The sequence below is a fragment of the Streptomyces rishiriensis genome (assembly GCF_003112535.1).
In the GTDB taxonomy this organism is placed as follows: domain Bacteria; phylum Actinomycetota; class Actinomycetes; order Streptomycetales; family Streptomycetaceae; genus Streptomyces; species Streptomyces rishiriensis.
In genome coordinates this window covers 527,832-553,139 of sequence record NZ_BEWA01000002.1, presented here as the reverse complement: position 1 = coordinate 553,139, position 25,308 = coordinate 527,832, and the positions used below count along the sequence as shown (strand labels likewise).

Sequence of the window (25,308 nt, the reverse complement as noted above, 5' to 3'; positions counted from 1 at the left end):
GCTGCTACAGCCGGGCGGGCGCGGAGCCGGACAGCTTCTCCAGGTCCAGGCTCTGCGCCATGGTGCGGTAGCCGCGGTCGCTGGGGTGCAGATGGTCGCCGGAGTCGTACTCCGGGCGCAGGCTGCGCGGGTCGTACGGGTCGCGCAGCGCCGTGTCGAAGTCGACGACCTCGTCGAACAGGCCGTCCGTGCGGATCGCCCGGTTGACCTGCTGCCGCACGTTCTCACGGGCGGCGCTGTAGCCGCGGTGGCCGCGGAACGGTGTGAGGGTGGCGCCGACGACCCGGATGCCGTGGGCGTGGGCGCGGTGGGCGAGGGTGCGCAGGCCGGCCACGATCGCCTGCGGGTCGGCGAGCGTCCGGTCGCGCAGGATGTCGTTGATGCCGAGGTCGATGACGACGGCCTTGACGCCGGGGCGGCCGAGGACGTCGCGGTCGAAGCGGTTCAGGCCGGAGGCGCCGCGCCGTGGGTCGTCGGCGAGGAGCCGGTTGCCGCTGATGCCGGCGTTGACGACGGCGTAGCGGGGTGCGGCGCCGTCGGCGGCGAGAGCGGCCCGCAGCCGGTCGGCGAGGGCGTCGGGCCAGCGGCGGTTCGCGCCGGAGGTGGAGGTGACGCCGTCGGTGATGGAGTCGCCGAGCGCGACGACGGTGCCGTCGGCCTCGTCGCCGAGCACGTCCAGCGCGGTCAGGTAGCGCCAGTAGGGGGTGGTCTCGGTGAACGCCGCGCCGCTGGTGTCCTCGGTGGACTGGCCCTCGGCGACGTAGCTGGTCTGCCGGGCGCGGGGGTGGTAGGTGACGGGCCCCGCGGAGGTGGGGGAGTAGACGCTGACCAGGACGTCCGCGTCGTGCGGCACGGTGACGGCGACGGCGTCGCTGACGCTCTGTCCGCCGGCCGGGACGACGACGGCGTCGGCGCCGGCGAAGGTGAGACGGCGCAGGGTGTCGGGGTCGGCGGCCGGGCTGTCGTCGTGGGCGGCGACGGCGAGCGTGGCGTGGGTGACGGTGAGCGGGCGGTCGCCGTAGAGGTTGGACAGGGTGACGCGGGCGGCGCTCCCGCCGACGCCGGTGTGCACGACGTTGCGGACCGTGCGGCCCGCCATGCCGTCGGCCGCGGTGCCCGGTTCCGCGCCGGCCGGGGCCGCCGCCCAGGCGCCCACCCAGACGCCGGTGGACACGGGGGCCGCGTGGTACGGGCCGGGGCCCGCGGCGACGGAGTCCCCCGCACGGCGGTGCCCGGGGCCGTGTTCGGCGGCGGCGGTGACGTAGATCGCGGCGGACAGGCCCATGACGAGGGCGACGATCGCCGACAGCAGGGCATAACCATGGTGCTTGGCGGTCATGCGGGTGCGTGTCTCCTCATGCGCGGGGAGCTTGGGGCTCCGGATCGGTGCAGGAGTTCGCCCTTGATCTCCCCGTTCCGACAGACGACGGGAACTCTTGTTCCGTTCCAGGAGTCGGTCAGGAAGGGACAATGTGTGCGGGATCACCGAACGGGTGGAGCAGATGGAACGTACCGAAGCGGCAGCACCGGAGGCGGCCTCGTCCTACCGGGCCATGACCTCCTTCACCCCCGCGGACGAGGAGAAACAGCGCGGGGTGCGGCAGATGAAGCTCACCGCGGCCGGGCTGCTGCTGTTCGTGGCCGTGGTGTACGTCCTCGCCGAGTGGGCCTCCCACCGGGGCGCGGGCGCCTGGGCCGGCTATGTGGCGGCGGCCGCGGAGGCGGGCATGGTCGGCGCGCTCGCCGACTGGTTCGCGGTCACGGCGCTGTTCCGTCACCCGCTCGGCCTGCCCATCCCGCACACGGCCATCATCCCCCACAAGAAGGACCAGCTCGGCGTCTCGCTGGGCGAGTTCGTCGGCGAGAACTTCCTCTCCGAGGACGTGGTGCGTCAGCGGCTGCGCGCGGTGGGCATCGGCACCCGGCTGGGCGTCTGGCTGGCGGATCCCGCGCACGCCGACCGGGTGACGGCGGAGCTCGCGACGGCGTTGCGCGGCGCGCTGACGGTGCTGCGCGACTCGGACGTCCAGGCGGTGGTGGGGGAGGCGATCACACGGCGCGCCGACGCCCAGGAGATCGCGCCGGGCATGGGAAAGCTGCTGGAGCGGATCGTCGTGGACGGCGGCCACCGGCGCGCCGTCGACCTGGTGGTGTCCCGGGCGCACGACTGGCTGGTGCTGCACGCCGACTCGGTGATGGACGCCGTGCAGGGCGGCGCGCCCGGCTGGACCCCCCGGTTCGTCGACAAGAAGGTCGGCGAGCGCGTCTACAAGGAACTGCTGCGCTTCTGCGCGGAGATGCGGGACATGCCCTCCCACCCGGCCCGGGGCGCCCTCGACCGGTTCCTCACCGACTTCGCCGCCGACCTGCAGTCCGACACGGACACCCGCGCGCGGGTGGAGCGGCTCAAGGGCGAGGTGCTGGGCCGGGGCGAGGTCCAGGACCTGATCGCGTCCGCGTGGACCGCCGTCCGCTCCATGATCGTCGCGGCGGCGGAGGACGAGCGCAGCGAACTGCGTCTGCGCGTGCGGGCCTCGCTGCTGTCGCTGGGGGCCCGGATGGCGACCGAGCCCAAGGTGCAGGAGAAGGTCGACAGCTGGGTCGAGGGCGCCGCGGTGCACGTCGTCACGACGTACCGGAAGGAGATCACCTCGCTGATCACCGACACGGTCGCGAGCTGGGACGCCGAGCACACCACCCGCAAGATCGAGGCGAACATCGGCCGGGACCTGCAGTTCATCCGGATCAACGGCACGGTGGTGGGCTCGCTGGCCGGGTTGCTGATCTACACCGTGGCGCGGGCGCTGGGGGCGTGAGCGCGGCGCGGGCGGGCGGGGCTTAAAGGCACTGGTCGCGGGAACACGGACCGCGTTCCGCTCGACGACGAGCGTGTGCCGAGGAGGGAGCCCATGACCAGCGCCGAAGCTGCCGTGCCGGCCGAGAGAGACCGCACGATCACCACTGACATCCCCGCCCGCCTGGACCGGCTGCCCTGGTCGCGCTGGCACTGGACCATCGTCTTCGGACTGGGCACCGTGTGGATCCTGGACGGCCTGGAGGTCACGGTCGTCGGGAACATCGCGAGCCGGCTGTCCGAGCCGGGCAGCGGCCTGCCCATCACCTCCGGGCAGGTCACCGGCATCGCGGCCGCGCTCTATGTGGCGGGCGCCTGCGCCGGGGCGCTCTTCTGGGGCCGGCTGACCGACAAGTGGGGCCGCAAGAAGCTCTTCATGATCACCCTCGCGGTGTATCTGGCGGCCACCGCCCTGACCGCCGTCTCCTTCGACACCTGGTGGTTCCTGCTCTTCCGCTTCCTCACCGGCTTCGGCATCGGCGGCGAGTACGCGGCCATCAACTCCGCGATCGACGAGCTGATCCCGGCGCAGTACCGGGGGCGCGTCGACCTCATCATCAACGGCAGCTTCTGGCTGGGCGCGGTCGCCGGGTCGCTGCTGTCGATCGTCGCGCTGAACACGGACATCTTCGCGGCCGACGTCGGCTGGCGGCTGACGTTCGCGCTGGGCGCCGTCCTCGCCCTCGTGATCCTCCTCGTACGGCGGCACGTCCCGGAGAGCCCACGCTGGCTGCTGATCCACGGCCGCGACCGCGAGGCCGAGGAGATCGTCACCTCCATCGAGCGCAAGATCGAGGAGGACAAGGGGGAGCGGCTCCCGCGCGCCGAGGGCGAGCTCACCATCCGTCAGCGGCGCAGCGTCTCCTTCGTCGAGATCGCCCGCACGGTGTTCTCCGAGTACCGTCGCCGCGCGACCCTCGGCTTCTCCCTCTTCATCGGCCAGGCCTTCCTCTACAACGCGATCACCTTCGGCTTCGGCGCGATCCTGACCAAGTTCTTCGACGTGCCGAGCGGCAGCACCGGCTACTACTTCGCCGTCATCGCGATCGGCAACTTCTGCGGCCCGCTGCTGCTGGGCAAGCTGTTCGACACGGTCGGCCGCCGGGTGATGATCTCCTCGACCTATCTGCTGTCGGGTGTGCTGCTGTTCGCCACGGCCTGGCTCTTCGACCAGGGCTCGCTCAACGCGACGACGATGACGGCCTGCTGGTGCGTGGTGCTGTTCTTCGCGTCGGCCGGCGCGTCGAGCGCCTATCTGACGGTGTCCGAGGTCTTCCCCATGGAGACCCGTGCGATGTCCATCGCCTTCTTCTACGCCCTCGGCACGGCCGCCGGCGGCATCAGCGGCCCCCTGCTGTTCGCCCGGCTCACCGACACCGGCAAGGTCGGCGACACGGTCCTCGCCTTCTGCGTCGGCGCGACGCTGATGTGCCTGGCGGGCCTGGTCGCGGCGTTCCTGGCGGTCAAGGCCGAGCGACGCTCCCTGGAGGACATCGCCAAGCCCCTGACCGCGACGGAGCGGCAGGCGGACGCGACGGAGCCGCAGGCGGACGCGAAGGGAACGGCCGGCCGCGAGGCGAAGCCGGCGTAGCGGCCCGAGGGGTGGGTGCCGTCACCCACCCCGGCCGTCCCGGCTGCCCGGCCGCCGGGCCGCCGTGGATCGCCTACGCCCCTGTCGTCGATCCCGGCCTGACGATCATCAGGATCGTCACCGTCGCCCACAGCAGGTTGAACACCCCGGTGAACATGGCGAGTCGGACGGTCGTGCGGGGTTCCCCCCGTTCCTCGACGAGCACCTCCTGCCGCGGCAGCACGAGGAGCAGCAGGACGGCCGCGGCGAGGACGGTCAGCACGATCGACGCGATCAGCCAGGGATCGCCCATCACCCCCATGGCGCCCGCGGTGGCGAACCCGAAGACGGGGACGGCGATGCCGACGGCCGCGTACACCTGGCAGATGCGGTGCAGCAGCCGCACGGTCCCGGCCGCGCCCGCGTCCCCGGGCGCGGCCAGGGCCTTGCGCGCGGCGGGCGGGAACATGCTGGCGGCGACGGTCACGGGCCCGACGGCGACGATCGCGGCGAGGACGTGAACGGCGAGGAGGAACTTGGTCACGCGCCGACGCTAGAGGGCGCGAAGATCACGCGGAAGCGGCGAGAATGCCAGAGGCCGACGGATTCCCGCCAGCGCTCCGGCACCCCCATTCGGACTGCCGTGTCCGCGTACACCCGCGGACGCCGACCGTACCCACCACGCACCCACCACGCACCCACCACGTGCCCACCACCTACCCACCGCAACGGCCGCGCTCTTCCCGGCTTGGCGTGATCCCGTCGGCTGCCTAGGCTCTCGCCATGCACACCGTCGCCGTACTGGTCCTGGACGGGGTCGTCCCCTTCGATCTGTCCGCCCCGATCGACGCCTTCGGCTGGGCGCGGCTGCCCGACGGCCGCCCCGCGTACCGGGTGCGGGTCTGCTCGCCGTCCCCCTCCGGGGAGGTGAGCGCGGGGGCGTTCACCGTGCGCGCGCCGTACGGCCTCGAAGCGCTGGCCGAAGCGGACACGATCATCCTGCCGGGCGTCGCCGACCCGCCGCAGGAGCTGCCGCCCGGGGTCGCGGAGGCGCTGCGCGACGCGGCGGCGAACGGCACCCGGATCGCCTCCGTGTGCGTCGGCGCCTTCCTGTTCGCCGCGACGGGCCTGCTGGACGGGCTGCGCGCGACCACGCACTGGTACGCAGCCCGCGAACTCGCCCTGCGCTACCCGAAGGTGGAGGTCGACCCGAACGTCCTCTACGTCGACCACGGCCGGTTCCTCACCTCGGCGGGCGCGGCGGCGGCCCTCGACATGTGCCTGCACATGATCCGCGGCGACTACGGCTCGGCGATCGCCGCGCAGGCCGCCCGCATGTCGGTCATGCCGCTCGAACGGGAGGGCGGCCAGGCCCAGTTCATCGCCCAGGACCTGACGCCCGCCCCGGCCGGCGCGACCCTCGAACCGCTCCTGGTCTGGCTGGAGGACAACTGCGCCGACGATCTGACGCTGGACCGGATCGCCGAGCGGGCCGGCATGAGCACCCGCAGCCTCAACCGCCGCTTCCGCGAGCAGACCGGCACGACGCCGCTGCGCTGGCTGCACCGCGCACGGGTGCGACGCGCGCAGTACCTGCTGGAGTCGACGGCCTACCCGGTGGAACGGATCGCCGCCCAGACGGGCTTCGGCTCCCCGACCGCCTTCCGGGAATGCTTCCGCAAGGTCGCCGGAACGAGCCCACAGGGATACCGCAGGGCGTTCCGGTCGAAGGAGAGCACGGGGGCGGGGGAGGGGGCGGGGGCGGGGACTTCGGGACGGTCCACCGGCGCTCCCCGGACGGACGCGACCCGAGCATGACCAGCCGACTCGCTACGCCAATCCCCTTGCGCCACCGCCGTGTTGACGACGACGAGGACCGGCCGGTCACTGTCCGGTGAAGTCCCGTGTCCTGAACGAATCAGGGCACCGGCCTCGAATTGCGGCGAATTCAGCGACCAAACGTGAGGCATGTCATCCCCCCGGCTGTGCTTGCTTGGTGACTGTGATGAGCTTTGTCCGCTTGTGAGTCCCTGGTGAACAGATCGGTCGTGCTCGTATCTTGCGATTCGGCCACTTGATCGAACATAACCAGGCACAGCTCAACAGCGCCTGGCGGGGGAGTAGTTCATATGAATACGCATGGGGGGAGACGTCGGCTGCACACCGCCGGCGCGATTCTCTGCGCCGCCTTGACTCTGGCGGCGGGCGCGTCCCACAGCGCTCTTGCAGTGGGTGAGAGGGCTGACGCCTCGCCCGGGGAAGCCGTCAAGGCCGTCGGGACCGCTGACACGGGGGCAAAGGCCAGGACGGCCGCGGACGACGGGGCGGGCGAGGACACCAAGGCGCTGGCGGAGGCCGCGCGCACGGGCAAACCCGTGGAGATCACCTCCCTTCGGGGCGAGAGCAGCGAGGTCTACGCCACCCCCGAAGGACACCTGGAGGCACGGGAACACCTGCGTCCGGTGCGGACCCGGGTGGACGGTGTGTGGCGGGACATCGACACCACCCTGACCCGCGGAGCGAACGGGACGGTGGCGCCCAAGGTCACGACCGTCGGCCTGACCTTCTCCGGTGGGGGGTCGGCCCCGCTGGTGCGGATGGCGAGGAACGGCCGCGAGCTGGCTCTGTCCTGGCCCGGTGAGCTGCCCGTCCCGGAGTTGAACGGAAGCGCCGTCACCTACCCGGAGGTGCTGCCCGGCGTCGATCTGCGGATGACGGCACAGCAGGACGGGTTCACCCAGCTCCTGGTCGTCAAGTCCGCCGAGGCGGCGGCGAGCGCCGAACTGAGCACCCTGCGCTTGAAGATGAACGCCGAGGGCATGCAGGTCGAGGAGACCGCCGAGGGCGGCCTGGCAGCGATCGACGACGGCGCCAAAGGCGCGGTCTTCGAGGCCCCTCGCCCGGTGATGTGGGACTCCAGCACCGAGGCCCCGGACACCACGCCGCAGTCTCCCGCCGGGCTCGCTCCGCACGCGCCGCCGGCCACCCCGAAGCGCGCGACGACCGCCGACGCCCGCACCACCGTTACCTCTCCCTCTGCCGCTGCCGCTTCTGCCGCCACCGTCGGTCCCGCCGAGTCCGAGGCCGTCGCCGCGGAGTCCGCGAACGTGGCGCCGGTCGGCGTCGACGTTCCCGCTGGGCAGGACGCGCTGGTGCTGACGCCCGACCGCGGTGTGCTCAGGGGCAAGAACACGGTGTACCCCGTGTTCATCGACCCCCAGTGGTACTCCCCCAAGGCCTCGGCGTGGACGATGGCCTCCAAGTACTGGGCGTCCTCGCCGCAGTGGAAGTTCAACGGCGACCCGGACGCGGGCCTCGGCTACTGCGACTGGTCGTACTGCGCTCCGAACGACACCAAGCGGCTCTTCTACCGCATCCCCACCTCGAAGTTCGCCGGGCGGACCGTGCTGCAGGCGGAGTTCGTGGTCCGCAACACCTGGTCGGCGTCCTGCTCGGACCGCAGCGTCGAGCTGTGGCGCACCAAGGACATCTCCTCCGCTACCACCTGGAACTCGCAGAACGCATCCGGTTTCTGGATCGACCACCTCAGGACGGCGTCCTTCGCCTACGGCTTCACCGGCTGCGCGGCGAAGGACGCGGAGTTCGACGTGAAGGCCGCGGTGCAGCAGGCGGCGGACAAGAAGTGGTCGACGATGACCTTCGGCATGAAGGGGTCGAGCGAGTCGGACGGATACGCGTGGAAGCGGTTCTCGGACGACGCCTACCTGCGTGTGCAGTACAACCGCCCGCCGCCGCAGGTCAAGACGTCTCAGCTGACCATGGAGTACGGCGGATCGTGCAAGGCGGCCGCCGGCGCCGCGCGGGTGCGCACACTGGGCAAGATCTACGCCAACGACGTCACCGACCCGGACGGCGACTCCGTCTCCGTACAGTTCGCCGCGAGTTGGGACGCCGGTGACGGCAAGGGCGTGATCGCCCGTTGGAAGCCCGCCCTGAGCACGGCGAAGAAGTCCGGCTCCGACTTCGTGCTCACCCTGCCGTCCTCCATCCCCACCAACAAGACGGTGAACTGGTACGTCCGCTCCTACGACGGCGCCCAGTACTCGCCGTGGTCGTCCACGGGTGCGAACGGCTGCTACTTCGTCTACGACACGAGCGTGCCCAAGGCGCCGACGATCTCCTCGGCCGTCTACCCGGCCTCGAACCCCGAGGACCCCGACGATCCCTGGTACGACGGAGTGGGCCAGTACGGCAACTTCACGGTCACCGGCGCGGTCTCCGACGTGACGAAGTACTGGTACGGCCTCAACGGCGACCCGGTCTCCGCCAACGCCATCACGACGTCGGCCGGAGCGGCCAAGACCGTCCCCGTACTGCCGCTCAAGCCGGGCCTCAACACCTTCACCGCACGCTCCTTCGACACCGCCGGCAACGCCTCCGAGATCCGCACCTACCAGTTCCGGGTCAAGGCGGGTCAGCTCGAACGGGCCGACTGGTCGATGAACGAGGCGGCCGGCGCCGGCCAGGCGGCGGGCAGCGCGCCCGAGCAGCCCGCAACCCTGCACGGCGGCCCCACACCGAACGTCGAGGGCAAGTTCGGCAAGGCGGTGCAGTTCGACGGAGTCGACGACTACGCCGCCACCGACATCGCCACCGTCAACACCGACATCAGCTACTCCGTGTCCGCTTGGGTGAAGCTGTCCGCCATGCCGTCCGGATCCGCGGTCGTCGCCTCCCAACAGGGCAACAACAAACCGGGCTTCGAGCTGTCCTACGCCAAGACCAGCGACCGCTGGACGTTCACCCAGTACAGTGCCGACACCGCCGCCGGCACCCCGGTCCAGGCCACGCAGGCTGCCGCCGGCGGCGTCAAGGCAGGCGAGTGGACCCATCTGGTCGGCGTCTACGCCGCCGGCGAGAAGCTGCTGAAGCTGTACGTCAACGGCGCCCTGGCCGGGACGGCGGCCTACAGCACCCCATGGAACGCACGGCGTGGCATGGCGATCGGCGCCGGACTGACCGGTGGCGCGCCCGCGTCGTTCTTCCCCGGCGCCATCGACGAGCTGAAGACCTTCGAAAAGCCGCTGGCGGCCGCCGAGGTGTCGAGCCTGTACACCTCGAACACGAGTGGCGGCCGTCCGGCCCGGATGGTCTTCCACATGGACGACGCGGCCGACGCGCCCGCGCTGAGCGGCCGGGCCGACGTGAATCCGGCCGTCCTCAAGGGGGGCGCCACCACCGGCGCGGCCGGAGTGGACGGCAACGCGCTCACCCTGGACGGCGCCGACGGCTACGCCGCCACGGGAACCCCGATGGTCAACACCTCCTACAGCTTCGCCGTGTCGGCCTGGGTGAAGCTGGCGAAGACCAAACCGGCCCACGCCGCGACCGTCGCCTCACAGATCGGTACCGTGGTGACCGGGCCGGAGCTGTACTACTCCAACGCCTACGACCGCTGGGTGTTCAACCAGCACAGCGCCGACACCTCGGACTCCACCGTGGTTCGGGCGCTCCAGCCCACGGGCACCACCGCCTACGGCGGTGAGTGGACGCATCTGGTGGGCGTGCAGGACACCGTCGCCCACACGCTCTCGCTGTACGTCAACGGAACTCTGGCCGGCACCGCCGTCCTTCCCTCGACCTGGTACGCCGGGGGTGCGATGCAGATCGGCGCCAGCGCCTTCGAGGGCAAGGCCACCTCGTTCTTCCCCGGCCAGATCGACGACGTGCGGCTGTTCGACCGGCCGGTGTCGGCCGGTGAGGTGCAGCAGCTGTTCAAGCAGCGCGCGGTGGTCAAGGGACGCTGGAAGTTCGAGTCGGCCACCGGCAGCCCACTGACGTCACCCGACGCGTCGTCGTCGGGTGACTCCATGACCCTGTACAACGGAGCCCAGGCAGGCAAGGACGGGGTCGACGCCGGCCTGGGTGGGGTCGACGGCACCGTCACACTCGACGGCACGGACGACTACGCGGCTGCCGCGGTGGTGCCGGTGGACACCAGCGCCAGCTTCACCGTGAGCGCGTTCGTCCAGACAGCCGCCGTCCCGACGAGTCCGGTCACCGTCGTGAGCGCCCCGGGTTCCAAGAAGAGCGCGTTCGCGGTGCGCTACGAGCCCAGCGCCACCCCGGCGACCGATCCCGGCCGCTGGCGGATCGCCACGGCCGACTCCGACAGCGACTCGGCCGCGGTCACCGACGTCGGCAACGGCCTGTTCTACAGCCCCACCGACTGGAACCACGTGGCGCTCGTCTACGACGGTTTCTCCAAGGAGCTCAGCCTCTATGTCAACGGCGAACTCCAGGAGACGGCCTGCGCCGACGCCGACGGCGACGGGACGCAGGACGACGCGAGCTGCGCCGACGCCGTCTCGTGGTCCGACAACGTACTGACCTACAAGGCGGCCAGGACCCTGCAACTCGGGCGGGACACGGCCGGCGCCACGCCAGGCCAGTACTTCCCCGGTTCGCTCTCCGACGTCTGGATCTTCCAGGGCGCCCTGACCGAGACACAGATCGACCACCTTGCCGCCGGCCAGCCGGGTGTGGAGACGGTCGTGCCCAGCGGCGACTGACCGGCACGGCCGCCCGGGAGCGGGACGCGCCGCCGATCGCGGCCCGTCCCGCTCCCCAGCCGAATTCTTCGCTCCGCCGTGCGCGGTTCCCCGCCGCCCCGGAGCACTCGAACGGGAGGAACGACGACCCCCATGAAGACCAGATCACGCGAGAGAACGGGCAGGCCCTGGCGCCGGGTGGCCATGGCCACGGCCGCCGTGCTGACCGCGACCCTGCTCCAGGCGTCGGGTGTGCCCGCCGTAGCCCAGGGCTGGACGAAGCCGGCGCTGCCGAAGTCCGAGTCCCCGGTCGCGGGCGGTCCGGCGGGCAAGGCGGTGCCCCGCAAACTGACCAAGGGGCCCCGCACGCCCGCCGAGGCGCCCGCCACCAGGTGGCCCGAGGCGAACGCGGCGGCGGTCACGCTGCGCCAGGAGACGACGCGCGTCAAGGGACTCCCGCTCACCCTGGACACCAAGGTCGAGCGCTCCGCGGACGCGGCGACCGGCACGTACACCGTGACCTCGCTGCCCCGCGCTGCGGCGCGCAGGACGGGGGTCGACGGGCCGGTCTTCACCCTGACCCCCGGCCGGGACAGGGCACAGCACGCAGGCAAGGTGCGCGCCGCACTCGACTACTCCTCCTTCGCCGGTCTGTACGGCGGCGGCTACGCGGACCGGCTGACCCTCGTGAGGCTGCCCGCCTGTGCGCTGACCACCCCACAGAAGCCACAGTGCCGTTCGGTCCAGCCGGTCGCGACCGTCAACGACACCGAGAAGCAGACACTGCGAACGGACGCGGTCCCCCTCAGCGCGAACACCGCGACCGTCCTGGCGGCGACCGCGTCGGCCGGCGGCGACAAGGGCGACTACAAGGCCACGTCGCTGTCCGCCTCGTCGACCTGGAGCACGGACCAGAGCAGCGGCTCGTTCGCGTGGTCGTACGACATGGCGGTACCGCAGGTGCCAGGAGGCCTGACACCGCAGGTCGGTCTGTCCTACTCCTCCGGCGGCATCGACGGCCGCACGGGAAACACCAACAACCAGGCCTCCTGGGTCGGCGACGGCTTCGACCTCTCGCCCGGCTTCATCGAGCGCAGCTACAAGGGGTGCGCGGACGACGGCGTCGCCAACGCCGACGGCAGCAAGCCGGGCGACCTTTGCTGGGCGTACGACAACGCGACGCTTTCCCTCAACGGCTCCGGCGGCGAACTGGTGCCCACCGGAGCCAACTCCTTCAAGCTGCAGAACGACGACGGCACGAAGGTCGACCGCATCTACGGCACCACGGCGGACGTCCGCTCCAACGGCGCCCGCAACGACGAGTACTGGCGGGTGACGAGCCCCGACGGGACGCAGTACTACTTCGGCTACAACCGGCTGCCCGGCTGGGCGAGCGGCAACGAGACCACCGACTCGACCTGGACCGTGCCCGTCTTCGGCAACAACTCCGGTGAGCCCTGCAACGCCTCCACGTTCGCGGCGTCCTGGTGCCAACAGGGCTGGCGTTGGAACCTGGACTACGTCGTCGACCCGCACGGCAACGCGGTCGCCTACTACTACGACAAGGAGACCAACTCCTACGGCCGCAACCTCAAGGCGGCCGACGACACCCCCTATGTCCGCGGCGGCACCCTGGACCGCATCGAGTACGGCCTGAAGTCCACGGCCGTGTACTCGGCGAAGGCGCTCGCGAAGGTGAACTTCACCAACAGCGAGCGGTGCATCCCCGACAGCTCGACCACCTGCTCGTCCATCTCCACGGGCTCGCAGTACTGGTACGACACCCCGTGGGACCTGAACTGCGAGGCGGACACCGACTGCGACAAAGGCCGGTTCTCCCCGGCGTTCTTCACCCGCAAGCGGCTGACGTCCGTCACCACCCAGGTCCTGGCGTCGGGCTCCTACAGCAACGTCGACGGCTGGAAGCTCACCCACCGCTGGGGCATGGCCGACACCGACTACCAGCTGCTGCTCGACTCCGTCCAGCGCACCGGCTACAACGGCACGGCCTCGATCACCCTGCCGAAGGTCACCTTCGGCTACACCCAGCTCGCCAACCGCCTCGACAAGATCGGAGACGGCTACGCCCCCTACATCAAGTCCCGGCTGTCCACCGTGGCGGACGAGTCGGGCGGCCAGACAGACGTCGGCTATTCGGAGCCGGTCTGCGACGCCACCGCGCTGACCACCCCGGAGACCAACACCACCCGTTGCTTCCCGCAGTACATCGGCGGCAGCTCCACCGACGATCCCGACCGCCAGTGGTTCAACAAGTACGTCGTGAAGACGGTCACCTCCACCGACCGCACGGGCGGCGCCCCCGACCAGGTCACCATGTACGACTACCTGGACGGCGCGGCCTGGCACTACGACGATGACGACGGGATGACCAAGGAGAAGTCCAAGACCTGGTCGCAGTGGCGCGGTTACGGCCATGTGCGGGTGCGCACCGGCGGCCAGGGCGGCGCCCCGGCGATGAAGTCGCAGACCGACACCTACTTCCTGCGCGGCATGGACGGCGACCGCAAGTCCACCTCCGGCGGCACGAAGAGCGTCTCGGTCACCCTCGGGGCGGGGGAAGGCGACCCGATCACCGACCACGAGTCGCAGGCGGGCTTCGCGTACAAGACCCTCACCTACTCCGCTCCCGACGGCAAGGTGCTCACCAAAACGGTGAACCGTCCCTGGTACAAGGAGACCGCGAAGAAGGTCCGAACCTGGGGCACCGTCACGGCCAACCTCACCGGCAACGACTCGAGCAGGTCCTGGACCTCGCTCGACGACGGCGCCGGCGTCAAGTGGCGCACCACCGCAACGTCCGACACCCACGACGCCACCACCGGCCTGGTCACCCGAACCGAGGATCTCGGAGACACCACGACCGCGGCCGACGACCAGTGCACCCGCACCACCTACGTCTCCGGCAGCGTCCCCGTCGACGCGCCCGCTCGGGTCGAGACGGTCGCCAAGGCGTGCGACGCCACCACCAGCCGCCCCGACGACGTCATGTCCGATGTCCGAACCGCCTACGACGGCGGGGCCTATGGCGCCGCGGCGACCAAGGGCGACGCCACCAGGACCGCGAAACTCAAGACGTACAGCGGTTCCAGCGCCCTCTACCTGGAGTCCACCTCCACCTACGACGGCTACGGCCGGGCGCTGACCACCACCGATCTGACCGGCGACGTCACCGTCGCCTCCGACGGCGCGCTCACCAGGTCCGCCCGCACCGACGGCAGGACGACCACCACCGCCTACAACCCGACCACCGGCTTTCCCACCAGCAGCTCCGTGACCACTCCGCCCGCCACCACGGGTGACAACACGACCACCCAGACGTCGACCACCGCCTACGACACCCTGCGCGGGCAACCGCTGACGGAGACCGACACCAACGGCAAGGTCATCACCTACGCGTACGACCCGCTGGGCCGCACCGCGAAGGTGTGGCTGGCGGACCGGCTCACGGGCCAGACCCCCAGCTACGAGTTCGGCTACACCATCACCGACGACAAGCCGGTCGTCGTGGCGACGAAGACGCTCGGCAACAACGGCGCCCAGGACACGACCTACGCCTTCTACGACGGATTCCTGCGGCCCCGGCAGACCCAGGCCCCCGGCCCGAACGGCGGAACGCTGCTCGCGGACACCTTCTACGACGAACGCGGCTTGAAGGCGAAGGAGTTCGCCACCTACTACACCGACACCACCGCTCCCTCCACCACACTGTTCAAGCCCGAGAACGCGCTGACCGTCGAGACCCAGAACCGCTACACCTACGACGGTCTGGGCCGGGTGAGCGAGCTGAAGCAGATCGCCGGCAACGGCGACGGGGGAACCGTCCTCGGCGTCACGAAGACGATCTACGGCGGCGACCGCACCACGGTCGTCCCGCCGGTCGGCGGCACCGCGCAGACCAGCCTCACCGACGCTCGCGGCAACACCACCGAACTGCGCCTGCTCCACTCCCACGACCTCGACGCCGCCTACGACGCGACCTCCTACGGCTACTCGCCCCGCGGCGAACTGACCAAGGTCACCGACCCGGCGGGCAACGGCTGGACGTGGACGTACGACCTGATGGGCCGGCTGACCGACACCACCGACCCCGACAAGGGCGCCGGCCACAACGACTACGACGACCGCTCCCATCTCACCAGCACCAGGGACGGCCGCGGCACGGTCCTCGCGTACGTCTACGACGGCCTCGGCCGCAAGACCGAGCTGCGCGACAACTCCGTGACCGGCGCCCTGCGCGCCAAGTGGGTCTACGACACCGTCGCCGGCGCCAAGGGTCACCTCGCGTCCAGCTCACGGTTCAGCGGCACTCAGGAGTACAAGTCGAGCGTCGTCTCCTACGACCGGCAGTACCGGCCGCTGCGCTCCTCGGTGACGATCCCGTCGTCCGAGGGCGACCTGCAGGGCACCTATCTGTCGACGACCGCCTACAACGCCTCCGGCACGGTGCAGAGCGTCGGCTACCCCAAGGCCGGCGCCCTGGCCGCCAACACCGTCACCTACACCTATGAGGACCACACCCTGCGGCCCATCGGGGTCAGCGGTCCGCTGAACCTGACGGCGAGCACCAGCTACAGCCTCACGGGCAAGCCGCTGCAGTACGCCATGGCGGCGAACGGCGGCAAGACCACGCTCGAGACCGACACCTACCAGTGGGGCACCCAGCGCCTGGAGACCTCACGGGTGGACCGGCAGGACGTCACGGGTGTCGACCAGTTCAACACCTACAAGTACGACGAGGCGGGAAACGTCCTCTCCGTCTCCGACACCTCCCGCTCCGGCACCGACAACCAGTGCTTCTCCTACGACTACTTCGGCCGGCTGACCGAGGCGTGGGCCCAGTCGGCCACAGGCTGCTCCACCGCACCCAGCAGCGCCGTCGTGGGCGGCCCGGCCCCGTACTGGACGTCCTACAGGTACGACGAGGTCGGCAACCGGCTCTCCGAGACCCAGCACGCCACGGCCTCCGGCGCCCCGGACACCAGCCGCACCTACCACTACCCCGACCCGGGCAAGGTCCGGCCGCACACCCTCAGCTCGGTCGACACCACCACCGGCACGGTCAAGTCCGCCGACAGCTTCACCTACGACGTCGGCGGCTTCACCCACACCCGGCAGCTGGGCAACGGCACCTCCCAGACCCTGGACTGGGACGCCGAAGGCCACCTGGCGAAGGTCACCCAACCGGTGGAGGGCGGCAGCGACAAGGTCACCGACTACCTCTACGACGCCGAGGGCAACCGGCTGATCGGCCGCACCCCGACCGAGACCACCCTCTACCTCGGCGCCACCGAAGTCACCCTGGCCAAGGGCGCCACGACCGCCACGGGCACCCGCTACTTCGACGTCGGCGGCGGCCACCAGGCCGTCCAGGCCAACGACGGGTCCTTCTCCTTCACCCTGGCCGACCACCACGGCACAGCCCAGCTGTCCGTCAACGCCACATCCCAGGCGTTGACCCAGCGTCGCACCGTCCCGTTCGGCGGCCTGCGCGGCACGGTCCCCAACACCTGGACCGGCACCAGGGGATTCGTCGGGGGCACCACCGACACCGTCACCGGCCTGACCCACCTCGGCGCGCGGGAGTACGACCCGGCGACGGGCCGCTTCCTGTCGGTCGACCCGGTCTTCACACCCGGCGACCCGCAGCAGATGCACGGCTACACCTACGCCAACAACAACCCCCTCACCTACTCCGACCCGGCGGGCACGGAGATCGGCTCCAAGCCCAACTCCTGCCAGTACGACGTCAAGTACTGCAGCAAGCACGAACAGCAGGAAGTCGGCTACGACGCGAAGAGCGGCACCTCCGACTACCACCGCGGCAACATCTACAAGCGCTCCCACGCGGCGAAGAAGCACTGGGTCGCCCAGAACACCCCGGTCACGAAGGACATCGACAAGCTGGCCGACCAGTACTGGTCCCCCCGGATGAACGGGGAGTTCACGGACGACTTCTGGTACAACCCGGTCTACGAGTCGTCCACGGAGGGCTCCGCCTGCTACGGGCGTGAGGGGTGCCGTCAGGCCTACCTCTACGTCCTGCACGGCGGCAAGGACGTCGACAAGGCCAAGGAGATCGCGGCCACCTACTGCGTCTACAACGCCGAAGAATGCAACGAGAAAGCAGCGGCCGTCGCCCGCGGCAACGTCATCCGGGACGCCGTCGCGACCGCACTGCTGGCCTACATCGGCGGGGCCGCCGGCAGCGAGGCCAAACCCTGCAACAGCTTCGTCCCCGGCACCGAAGTCCTCATGGCCGACGGCACCACCAAGCGGATCGAGGACGTCAGGACCGGTGACAAGGTCCTCGCCACGGACCCGAAGACCGGCCGCACCACGGTCAAGACGGTCACGGCCGAGATCACGGGCAAGGGCCTGAAGCACCTGGTCAGAATCACCCTGACCATCGAGGTCGACGGCAAGAAACTGACCGCTTCGATCACCGCGACGGACGGACACCCGTTCTGGGTCCCGGAACTCAACGAGTGGATCGACGCCACCGCCCTGACCGCAGGCGAACACCTGCACGCCTCCATCAAGGCCGTGGTCCGCATCACCGCGGTGAAACGCTGGACCCAGCCGGCCACAGTCCACAACCTGACCATCGCCGACATTCACACTTACTATGTACTCGCTGGTCAGACGCCGGTCCTCGTTCACAACAGCGGACCGTGGTGCGGGGTCGGCTCCGCAGAAGCTCAGGAAATCATCCAGAATGCCAAGGGATATGGATCCGGGCTGAAGAAGGATGCTGGGCACAGAGCGGCGGACTTCGTTGTCGGCGATATCGCAACCAAGGGCGTAACCACTCGACTTGTTGGTGGAGATGGAGTGGAGCGCTTGTTGGTGCAGATGCCGGGAGAGATGAACGGGAAGGCTGGACGCTTCGAGTGGCTGGTTGAGCGCGGCGGGAGCGGAAACCTGATCACTCATCAAAGATTCGTAAATGGAGGATCGATGAACGGAATCCCAAACAAACCATGAACGCGATGGCCAAGTTCAAGATCCCCGGCAGCTTCATTGTGGAACGAGTGGATCTGACAACCGGAGAAGTCGCTTACGGGAAGCATTGGGGGTGGTTGGACGATCCTTCCGTCGTCCAGATTTACCTGCACAAAATGCAGGCCGGCCGCCCGCTGCTCGAGGTGGAGGAAAGGTGGGCGCTCGCACTGTCGGAGGAGATCCGGTCCGGGGACCTTCCGGACCTTCCGCCCGAGGATTTGGGTGACCCTCACGAACTGTCCGCCGTGTGGATCTATCTCTCGTTGGCCTGGCTCCGTCAGAGCGGCCTGAGTGATCAGCAATTGTTCGACGCCATTGAGGAGTTGTATGCGGACTTTGAGTACCCTGAGGAGATGGAGGGCTTCGTGAAATACATGCCTCCCCCTCCTGGAGGTAAGGGGGGGTTCGCAGGAATGGCTGAGAGGTTGGAGTCGTTCCTGAGGTACTCGGAGGACCTGTACCGGCGACGGTGAGTACCGGCGGGTCACGATGGATCCCGCGGGAATTCCGGCAGGATGCTTCGTTCCGCACAGTAGTGCCTGTGTACATATGAAGCCCCGCCAGGTGACGCCTGGCGGGGCTTCTGCGCGGGACAGGTCGCGGTGGACCATCTGCAATGGCTGGCCTACCACGTGTTTTGGCGTCGGCGTTTGCACCTCCACCGGAAGGTCGGCGACTGACTGAAGCCTGGATGCGCCGGACGCCGCGGGGTGAGGCCGCGGTGGGTGGCTCGGAGGTCGTCGCTCGGCAGAACGTCTCTGCAGAGGGTCCCGGTACACCCCGCCGAGCGGCGTCTCAGGAACGCCGGTCGGCGACCGCCCACGAGGCCAGCGCGACGGCCCCCGCCACGCCGAACACCGACGGCCACGGGCCCACCTTCTTCGACAGCGGGTGCGACCCGGCGAACGCGGCGACGTACGCGACGCTCAGCGCCCCCGCGGCCACCCCGCCGGCCTGCTGCCGCCACCGCTGCGCCGCCGCGGCCCCCGCGACGGCGAGGACGACCCCGCCCAGCGGCCGCTGCCTCGTCCACCGGGCCACGCCGTACCCTCCGACCAGCCCGCCCGCCGCGATCACCGCACTGGGAACCTTCGCCATGGTCTGTCTCCTCGCCCTGATCATCAAGCTCACCGACGAGGCTAACCCGCCCCGGCCCACCGCCCGCCGACCGCCCCTCGTCCCCCGAGCGGGAAAGGACCCCACATTGCCCACCCACCGCACACCCGACGGCACGACCCACGAGGACGCCGACGACCAGTCCCCACCGGACCGCGCCGAACCCCCCGAGCACGCGAGGTTCGCCGCATACCTGGACACCCTCGCCCGCGTCCCGGCAGCCGAGGAGACGTCCCTCGTCCGTCGCGTCCTGGCCGACGAGGACGCGACGATGGCCCGCTCGGCGGTGGTCCGGCATCTGGACCGAACGGCCACCGCGTTCCCCCGCGCCACCGTCGCGGACGACGAGAGCTGGCGGGCCTGGACGAAGGTGATGGGGGAGACCGTGGGTGAGGACGCCTTCCTGACCACCCGCCTCAACGAATGGACCCTCCTCCGCGCCCTTGCCACCCCCTCCGGCCCGAGGGCCGGGACCCCCCTGCCAACCACCCCTGTGCCGGCCACCCCCGGGAAGGCCATGACCGCCGCCCTCACCACCGCCTCGGACTGGCTCTAGCGCAGACTCGTCGAGGCCCCGGACGCCTCCGTCCACGCCCTCGCCTTCCTCGCCGAGCACGGCCGCACGAGGAAGGTCCGTGCGGCCGCTGCGAGACGTGTGCGCTAGCTCCGCCCGGCGCGGCGGCGCTCGCCCGGCTCCAGCCCTCGTTTGTCCACGACGGCGCGTTCCAGCACGGCCGCGGAGTCGGAGACCGTCCCCGCTCTGGCCCGCTCGGTGTCCCGGCTGAAGACGGTGCGCTCGCCCAGGTAGTCCAGGGTGCGCGCATCGAAGATCCACTCGGTGCGGGTGCCGTGTCGGACGTCCTCCCGGGCGATGGCGATGCCATGCCGTCCGACGGCGTCCACCGCGTCGTCCACTTCCGTGATGCCGGGGATGCGGGCGGTGGCCTTGAAGAAGGCGGCGGCCGTCGCGGACGGCATGATCTGCTCCCTGATCAGATCCCCGATCCGGTTGAAGACCTCCTGGTCGCGGTCGTCGCCCTTCTCGACGACGGTCTCGCGGTAGAGCCGCTTCAACAGGTGCCCGGGCTCGGTGGGCAGCGAGGCGAGCCACGCGTAGGTGGGCCGCTGGACGCCGGCCGGTACTGCGGAGTCCCTCGGATTCGTGCCGTCCGGCACCCCGACCTCGATCGGCCAGTCCTGCCCGTCCTCCCGGATCAGCCCGACGTCGACCACGGGCCCCTGCTGCTGCGAGAACCACACCTGCCGCTCGTGCAGCGGCCCGAGCTTCACGGGCTTCCCCCACTCGCCCACGTTCTCGGCCACCCGGCTGCGGACGTAGACGAACTGGTCCTCCCGCACCGGCTGCACATCGGTGTTCATGGCGACGGCGGCCATCCGGTCGAGCGTGACGACGGCGCTGCGGCTGCCGGCGGAGGGCGTGCCGGGCGCGCCCGCCCGGGCGTCCGCACCCCCGCCGTGCCGCCCCGCGCCGATGCCGACGGTGAACCCGGCCGCCAGCGCGACGGCTACGGCCCCGGCGAGAAGAGCGGACCGGGCCGGCCGGGAGAGCCGACGGGGCCTCGGCAGCGGGCGGGCGCCCTCCGCGTCGTCACGGCTGTCGCGATCGATGAGCTGCATCAGAACGTCCTTGTGATGGGAACGACGCCCGGGAGGCAGCACCTGCTCGACGGGCGAGGTCGGCAACAGCATTGCCAGTTCACCGAACTCACCCTGTTCGTCGAGTTCCGCGCGCTCACCCTGCTCGGATCCGGCCGGAGTGGCGTTCATCGGGCTTCCTCCTGAAGGGGCAGGACCGCGAACGCGGTCTCACTCTCTACCTCTCCGCGACGGGAACGCGGTTCCATAAAACCCGTATGCGAGGAATGCGACGTACGTCTCTCGCGCTCCTCCCGCTCCTCCCGCTCCACGAACTCCCGCAGCCGCGCCCGCGCCCGCGACAGCCGCGACCGCACGGTCCCGACGGGAACGCCGAGCGCCTCGGCGGCCTGTGCGTAGTCGAGCCCGCCCCATACACACAGCGCGATCACCTCCCGTTCGTGCCGCCTCAGCCGCCCGAGCACCCGTTGCACGTCGGCGAGCCGCCGGGCGTCGTCCACCCGGCCCGCGACGTCCTCGGCGAAGTCGTCGACCTCCTGCGCCCCCGGCGCCCGCCGGGCCAGAAAGGCGAGCCGCCGCCGCAGACTCCGGTCGGCGTTGCGCGCCTTGTTGGTGGCGATCCCGAACAGCCAGGGCCGCAACGAACCACCCTCGACGGCCACGTCCTCCCGTCCCCGCCAGGCGGCGAGGAACGTCTCCGACATGACCTCCTCGGCCGCCGACCAGTCACCGGTGAGCCGCAGGGCATGGTTGTAGACGGCGGTCGCGTACAACTCGTAGAGCTCCCCGAACGCAGCCCGCTCCCCCCGCCGAACCCGCCCCCGCAACAGGTCCCCGCCATCGTCCCCGCCCGCCGCCACTTCACTCTCTCCGTTGGACCTCACACAGATACCTCTCCGAACGGGGGAAGCGGTTCCGGTGGCGTGGATCACAGCCACCTCGAACTGCGCACTTCCCCGCCCGTATTACCCAGAACCGAGGCCATTGCTGTCCCAACGGCGCTGCTTCGCCCGCCGTCCCCACCGTTTAATCTGCGGAGAATGATTCGTGCGGTGGTATTCGATGTGGGCGAGTGTCTTGTCGACGAGAGCCGGGAGTACGGGACCTGGGCGGACTGGCTGGGGGTGCCACGGCACACCTTCGCGGCGATGTTCGGGGCGGTCATCGCGCAGGGACGCGACTACCGGGAGACGTTCCAGGAGTTCCGGCCCGGGTTCGACCTGACCGAGGAGCGGGAGAAGCGCGCGGCTGCCGGGAAGCCGGAGTGGTTTGGCGAGGATGATCTCTACCCGGACGTCCGGCCCACCCTGGCTGCCCTCCGTCAAGCAGGGCTGTGGGTCGGCATCGCCGGAAACCAGACTGTGCGGGCCGGCGGTCTGCTGCGGGGCCTGGACCTTCCTTCCGACATGATCGCCACCAGTGACGACTGGGGGGTGTCGAAGCCGGACGTGAGGTTCTTCGAGCACGTCATCGAGGCGACGCCTGCCGAGCCGGTCGAGATCCTTTACGTCGGTGACCGGCTCGACAACGACATCCGCCCTGCCGTGCAGGCGGGGCTCCTGACCGCCCTCATCCGGCGCGGCCCCTGGGGCACGATCCAGCAACGCGACCCGGACGCGGACGTGATCACGACGATGCGCATCGATTCGCTGGCGGAACTGCCGGAGGAGATCGCCAAGTTCAACGCTGGAGAGCGCTGACGGTCGCGCCCCGACGAGTATGCACGTGGCCCACGGTCCGTACTGGGCTGGGCGGTCTGGTAGTCCGTGCTCACACGGTGGAACGTACCCGCCCCGCGAACTCTTCGGTGCGGACAGCGTGGTGCCAGGCGGCGTCGCGGGCCTGACAGGCGGCGAGGACCTCGGCCGGCTCTTCGGTGACGTACACGCCGAGAGTGGTGTCCTCGTCGTCGAAGGCGAAGCGAGCGACGATCTTCGAGTCGAAGAGCCAGAAATCGTAGTCGGGCAGCCGCAGTTCTTGCGCCTGGCCGCGAGTCAGGTTGCGGATGTCCTCGCCCGCGGCGACATTGCCGGGCGCGCTCGCGAGGAGGAACCCCTGTCCCTGCGTGAGGGGTTCGTCGACCAGTCGCACCCGCTCGAACCGCTTGCCCAGAGCTGTCTGCACTCGGACGTTCTCTCGCCAGGCGTTGTCCGGATCATCGGCGATGTTCTCCCCGGCCAGGAAGCGGCCCCACTTGGGACTGGTGCGGTCGGAGGCGTAGCCACGACGTGTCTCCAGGCGCCAGGCCGTGTGCCTGAAGTCCCGGAAGAACCCGGAGGTGGAGGCGAAGGGCTGGAGCCGAGGGGCTTCGCTCTTGGGCGCGTAGCAGGTCAGGAGGCTGCGGGGGACCCGGACGAACGTCTCCGACTCCTTGACGTCCCGCAACTGGGCGAGGTGTTCCGGGTCGGCCTCCCGTTCGCCCTGAACAAGGATCTCGTCCGTCCCCTCGATGTCGTACAGGGTGGGACAGTCACCGTCGTCACTGGTCGTGCCGAGGAACCTGAGTGTCATGCTCGCCCTCCGTTTGCGGCTGCCGGACATCCAGGATGCGTGGGCGATACCGGACGCACCCAAGGATTGCAGCGGATTGCGCGTATCGGGGAGCAGGCTGAGATTGTGCGCAACGTTCGTTCCGTTTGGCTCAACAGAGAGTTCACCCGGGCACCGCGCGGGTCTCGGTCACCAAGCGCACACTGCTTCCCTACTGTTCCATCACTTCCCACTGCAGCGAATGCACGAAGAACTGCCAAGCCAGATGGCGGATGGCTAGGACGGGGCCGTCCTCGCGCTTGGAGTCGCGTACGAGGATGGCCGCTCCGCTCCGAGCGCACTCCACGCACTCGGTCCCACTGCCTCCGCTGAAGGAGGACTTGAACCACCGGGGCGTCGGGGGCGAGGTCATCAGGACTCCATGCGTATGCGGTCGATGAGCTCCGCTGAGGATTCCAGGTCGAGCGCCTGGGCACTGAGGTATTCGAACGCCAACCTATAGCGTGCCAGTTCTTGTGGCTTTTCCATGAAGAGCCCACCGCCGATCAGGTCCACGTACACCACGTCCAGATCCGGAGTCGGGCCTCGCAGGACGGCGAAGCTGCCCACTGCGGCGGCATGAGCCCCCTTGGCGAAGGGCAGCACCTGGACCGTCACATGTGGACGTTGGGACACGCCGAGCAGGTGGTGCAACTGCTCGTGCATGATCTCGCTGCCGCCAACTCGGCGTCGTAGGGCTGCCTCATCGATGACGCACCAGAGGTGAGGTGGCTCGGCGCGTTCCAGGAGCTCCTGCCGCTTCATGCGAATGTCGACCATGTGCTGGACTTCCCGCTCTGAACACCCTGCCTCGGAGGCTCGGTGCACAGCTTCGGCGTAGGCGCGCGTCTGGAGGAGTCCAGGGACGTACATGCACGCGTAGTGATCCTCGCGGACGACCTCGTCCTCAAGGGTGAGCATGAGGTTCATGGACTCAGGGATGGGGTCAGCGAGTGATCGCCACCACCCTTGAATTTTTGCCCCTTTGGCCAGTTCGACCAAGGCGGCGCGTTCTTCGTCAGAGGCACCGTACTCCCGGCATAGGGCGTCAACCGCTGGCCACTTGACGGTGCCCTCCTTTGTCTCATAGCGACTCAGAGTCGCCTTGGAGATTCCCACGCGAGAGCCCGCCTCTTCGAGGGTGAGGCTTTTCGCTTCCCGAAGGCGCCGAAGATCGGCACCGAGCTGGCGCCTGCGCGTGGTGGGTCCGACTGCCATGTTCAGGCCCTTCATGTTGATCGGTCAGATCGTCGTGGTCGGCGGAGTGCGAGGGCAAGGGGGCGTGCGCCGGGGGCGTGTCCATGGACTCCCCGCTCCCATGTCGCCCGTTGTGAGAGTTCCATTTTGAGAGTTCCAATGCAACCCTCAGTGTGCCTCCAGTCGCACTGGGCGACTGTAGCCCTACGGGAAGGACTTGCCTCGATGCACAACGACCAGCACGCGCAGAGAAAACCGTGGAGTCTCGACTTCGTGGCGGAGCCGGAGGAGGTGGCCGCCCTCCGCCGATTGATGCGCATTCACTTGCGGCTGTGGGGGCTGCCTGAGGTGGTCGAGGACGCAAACCTGTGTGTCACCGAGCTGGTGTCCAACGTGCTTGCGCACGTCGGTGCGGGTACGCCCACCAGGCTCGCTCTCTCCATGAACGGTCCACACCTGCGCATTGAGATCCAAGACCCCGACACTCAAGCGCTACCCGTCCTACTCCAGGGCGGAGTTGACTCCGAGGGGGGCCGTGGGATGGCACTCGTCGACGCGACCGCGGTGCGCTGGGGCGTTGATCTTCGCGGGGACTGCAAAGTGACGTGGTGCGAGTTGGCGGCAGAGCGATGCTCCCACGTCTCGAAGCAAGGCACGCCACGACTGAGCAGTGCCGAAGGGCTGTTGGGCCTGTACGGGGCGGAGGCGGTTTCGAGCGGGACGACCACGGCCTTGCCCCGGCTGGGCTTGGCCCGGGCGGAGGCGGCAGCGATCGACATCATCGCGGACCTACTTCACTGGCTTCATACACACGGTCGCGACGCTGACGACCTCCTGGACCGAGCCCAGATGCACTTCGAGGGGAAAGCCCACCTCTCTGCCTGAGCGGA

Annotated in this window: 17 protein-coding genes; 9 read left to right on the top strand and 8 right to left on the bottom strand. The window is 69.7% G+C overall.

Going from position 1 to position 25,308, the window contains the following annotated elements; translation table 11 throughout:
- Positions 1 to 4: 4 nt before the first annotated feature.
- Positions 5 to 1,339, bottom strand: coding sequence for an SGNH/GDSL hydrolase family protein (locus tag Sri02f_RS04130; protein ID WP_108999661.1), 1,335 nt, complete (start codon positions 1,337 to 1,339; stop codon positions 5 to 7).
- A gap of 133 nt (positions 1,340 to 1,472) precedes the next feature.
- Between Sri02f_RS04130 and Sri02f_RS04125 the strand changes: the two genes are divergently transcribed.
- Positions 1,473 to 2,816 (top strand): DUF445 domain-containing protein, encoded by a 1,344-nt coding sequence (locus Sri02f_RS04125; RefSeq protein WP_108999660.1) that lies wholly within the window; start codon positions 1,473 to 1,475, stop codon positions 2,814 to 2,816.
- Between the two features lie 93 nt (positions 2,817 to 2,909).
- The gene (locus tag Sri02f_RS04120; protein ID WP_108999659.1) at positions 2,910 to 4,445 is read left to right on the top strand and encodes an MFS transporter; all 1,536 of its coding nucleotides are present in this window, start codon (positions 2,910 to 2,912) and stop codon (positions 4,443 to 4,445) included.
- A gap of 73 nt (positions 4,446 to 4,518) precedes the next feature.
- Here Sri02f_RS04120 and Sri02f_RS04115 read toward each other — a convergent pair whose 3' ends face one another.
- Complete coding sequence (locus Sri02f_RS04115) at positions 4,519 to 4,968, bottom strand: hypothetical protein (RefSeq protein ID WP_108999658.1); 450 nt, start codon at positions 4,966 to 4,968, stop codon at positions 4,519 to 4,521.
- Positions 4,969 to 5,207: 239 nt separating this feature from the next.
- Here Sri02f_RS04115 and Sri02f_RS04110 point away from each other — a divergent pair, with 239 nt between their 5' ends.
- From Sri02f_RS04110 to Sri02f_RS04095, 4 genes are all read left to right on the top strand, one after another.
- Positions 5,208 to 6,242, top strand: a complete 1,035-nt coding sequence (locus Sri02f_RS04110) for a GlxA family transcriptional regulator (RefSeq protein WP_108999657.1) — start codon at positions 5,208 to 5,210, stop codon at positions 6,240 to 6,242.
- Between the two features lie 311 nt (positions 6,243 to 6,553).
- Positions 6,554 to 10,957 (top strand): LamG-like jellyroll fold domain-containing protein, encoded by a 4,404-nt coding sequence (locus Sri02f_RS04105; RefSeq protein ID WP_108999656.1) that lies wholly within the window; start codon positions 6,554 to 6,556, stop codon positions 10,955 to 10,957.
- Positions 10,958 to 11,089: 132 nt separating this feature from the next.
- Positions 11,090 to 17,941 carry a polymorphic toxin-type HINT domain-containing protein gene (locus Sri02f_RS04100; RefSeq protein WP_108999655.1) on the top strand — a complete coding sequence of 2,284 codons (6,852 nt, stop codon included), beginning with the start codon at positions 11,090 to 11,092 and terminating at the stop codon, positions 17,939 to 17,941.
- A 5-nt stretch (positions 17,942 to 17,946) separates the two neighbouring features.
- Positions 17,947 to 18,432, top strand: coding sequence for a DUF2247 family protein (locus tag Sri02f_RS04095; protein ID WP_159106660.1), 486 nt, complete (start codon positions 17,947 to 17,949; stop codon positions 18,430 to 18,432).
- A 322-nt stretch (positions 18,433 to 18,754) separates the two neighbouring features.
- Here Sri02f_RS04095 and Sri02f_RS04090 read toward each other — a convergent pair whose 3' ends face one another.
- Positions 18,755 to 19,057, bottom strand: coding sequence for a hypothetical protein (locus Sri02f_RS04090; RefSeq protein WP_108999653.1), 303 nt, complete (start codon positions 19,055 to 19,057; stop codon positions 18,755 to 18,757).
- Between Sri02f_RS04090 and Sri02f_RS04085 the strand changes: the two genes are divergently transcribed.
- Entirely contained in the window at positions 19,056 to 19,631 is a 576-nt protein-coding gene (locus tag Sri02f_RS04085; RefSeq protein WP_108999652.1) for a hypothetical protein, read from the top strand. The genes Sri02f_RS04090 and Sri02f_RS04085 overlap by 2 nt on opposite strands.
- 104 nt (positions 19,632 to 19,735) lie before the next feature.
- Here Sri02f_RS04085 and Sri02f_RS04080 read toward each other — a convergent pair whose 3' ends face one another.
- Both Sri02f_RS04080 and Sri02f_RS04075 read right to left on the bottom strand, forming a co-directional pair.
- Complete coding sequence (locus tag Sri02f_RS04080; protein ID WP_174855576.1) at positions 19,736 to 20,863, bottom strand: CU044_5270 family protein; 1,128 nt, start codon at positions 20,861 to 20,863, stop codon at positions 19,736 to 19,738.
- Positions 20,860 to 21,519, bottom strand: a complete 660-nt coding sequence (locus Sri02f_RS04075; protein WP_108999812.1) for an RNA polymerase sigma factor — start codon at positions 21,517 to 21,519, stop codon at positions 20,860 to 20,862. The genes Sri02f_RS04080 and Sri02f_RS04075 overlap by 4 nt, the downstream gene beginning before the upstream one ends.
- 213 nt (positions 21,520 to 21,732) lie before the next feature.
- On the opposite strand from Sri02f_RS04075, the gene Sri02f_RS04070 reads away from it, so the two are divergent.
- Positions 21,733 to 22,392, top strand: a complete 660-nt coding sequence (locus Sri02f_RS04070; protein WP_108999651.1) for an HAD family hydrolase — start codon at positions 21,733 to 21,735, stop codon at positions 22,390 to 22,392.
- A gap of 70 nt (positions 22,393 to 22,462) precedes the next feature.
- Here the strand turns inward: Sri02f_RS04070 and Sri02f_RS04065 are convergent, their stop codons facing one another.
- From Sri02f_RS04065 to Sri02f_RS04055, 3 genes are all read right to left on the bottom strand, one after another.
- On the bottom strand, positions 22,463 to 23,203 hold the full coding sequence (locus tag Sri02f_RS04065) for a DUF6879 family protein (protein WP_108999650.1): 741 nt from the start codon (positions 23,201 to 23,203) through the stop codon (positions 22,463 to 22,465).
- 190 nt (positions 23,204 to 23,393) lie between these two features.
- Positions 23,394 to 23,594, bottom strand: a complete 201-nt coding sequence (locus Sri02f_RS04060; protein WP_108999649.1) for a DUF397 domain-containing protein — start codon at positions 23,592 to 23,594, stop codon at positions 23,394 to 23,396.
- Positions 23,594 to 24,439 (bottom strand): helix-turn-helix domain-containing protein, encoded by an 846-nt coding sequence (locus Sri02f_RS04055; RefSeq protein ID WP_108999811.1) that lies wholly within the window; start codon positions 24,437 to 24,439, stop codon positions 23,594 to 23,596. The genes Sri02f_RS04060 and Sri02f_RS04055 overlap by 1 nt, the downstream gene beginning before the upstream one ends.
- A 204-nt stretch (positions 24,440 to 24,643) precedes the next feature.
- Between Sri02f_RS04055 and Sri02f_RS04050 the strand changes: the two genes are divergently transcribed.
- Positions 24,644 to 25,303 (top strand): ATP-binding protein, encoded by a 660-nt coding sequence (locus Sri02f_RS04050; protein ID WP_108999648.1) that lies wholly within the window; start codon positions 24,644 to 24,646, stop codon positions 25,301 to 25,303.
- The last annotated feature ends 5 nt before the right edge of the window (positions 25,304 to 25,308 follow it).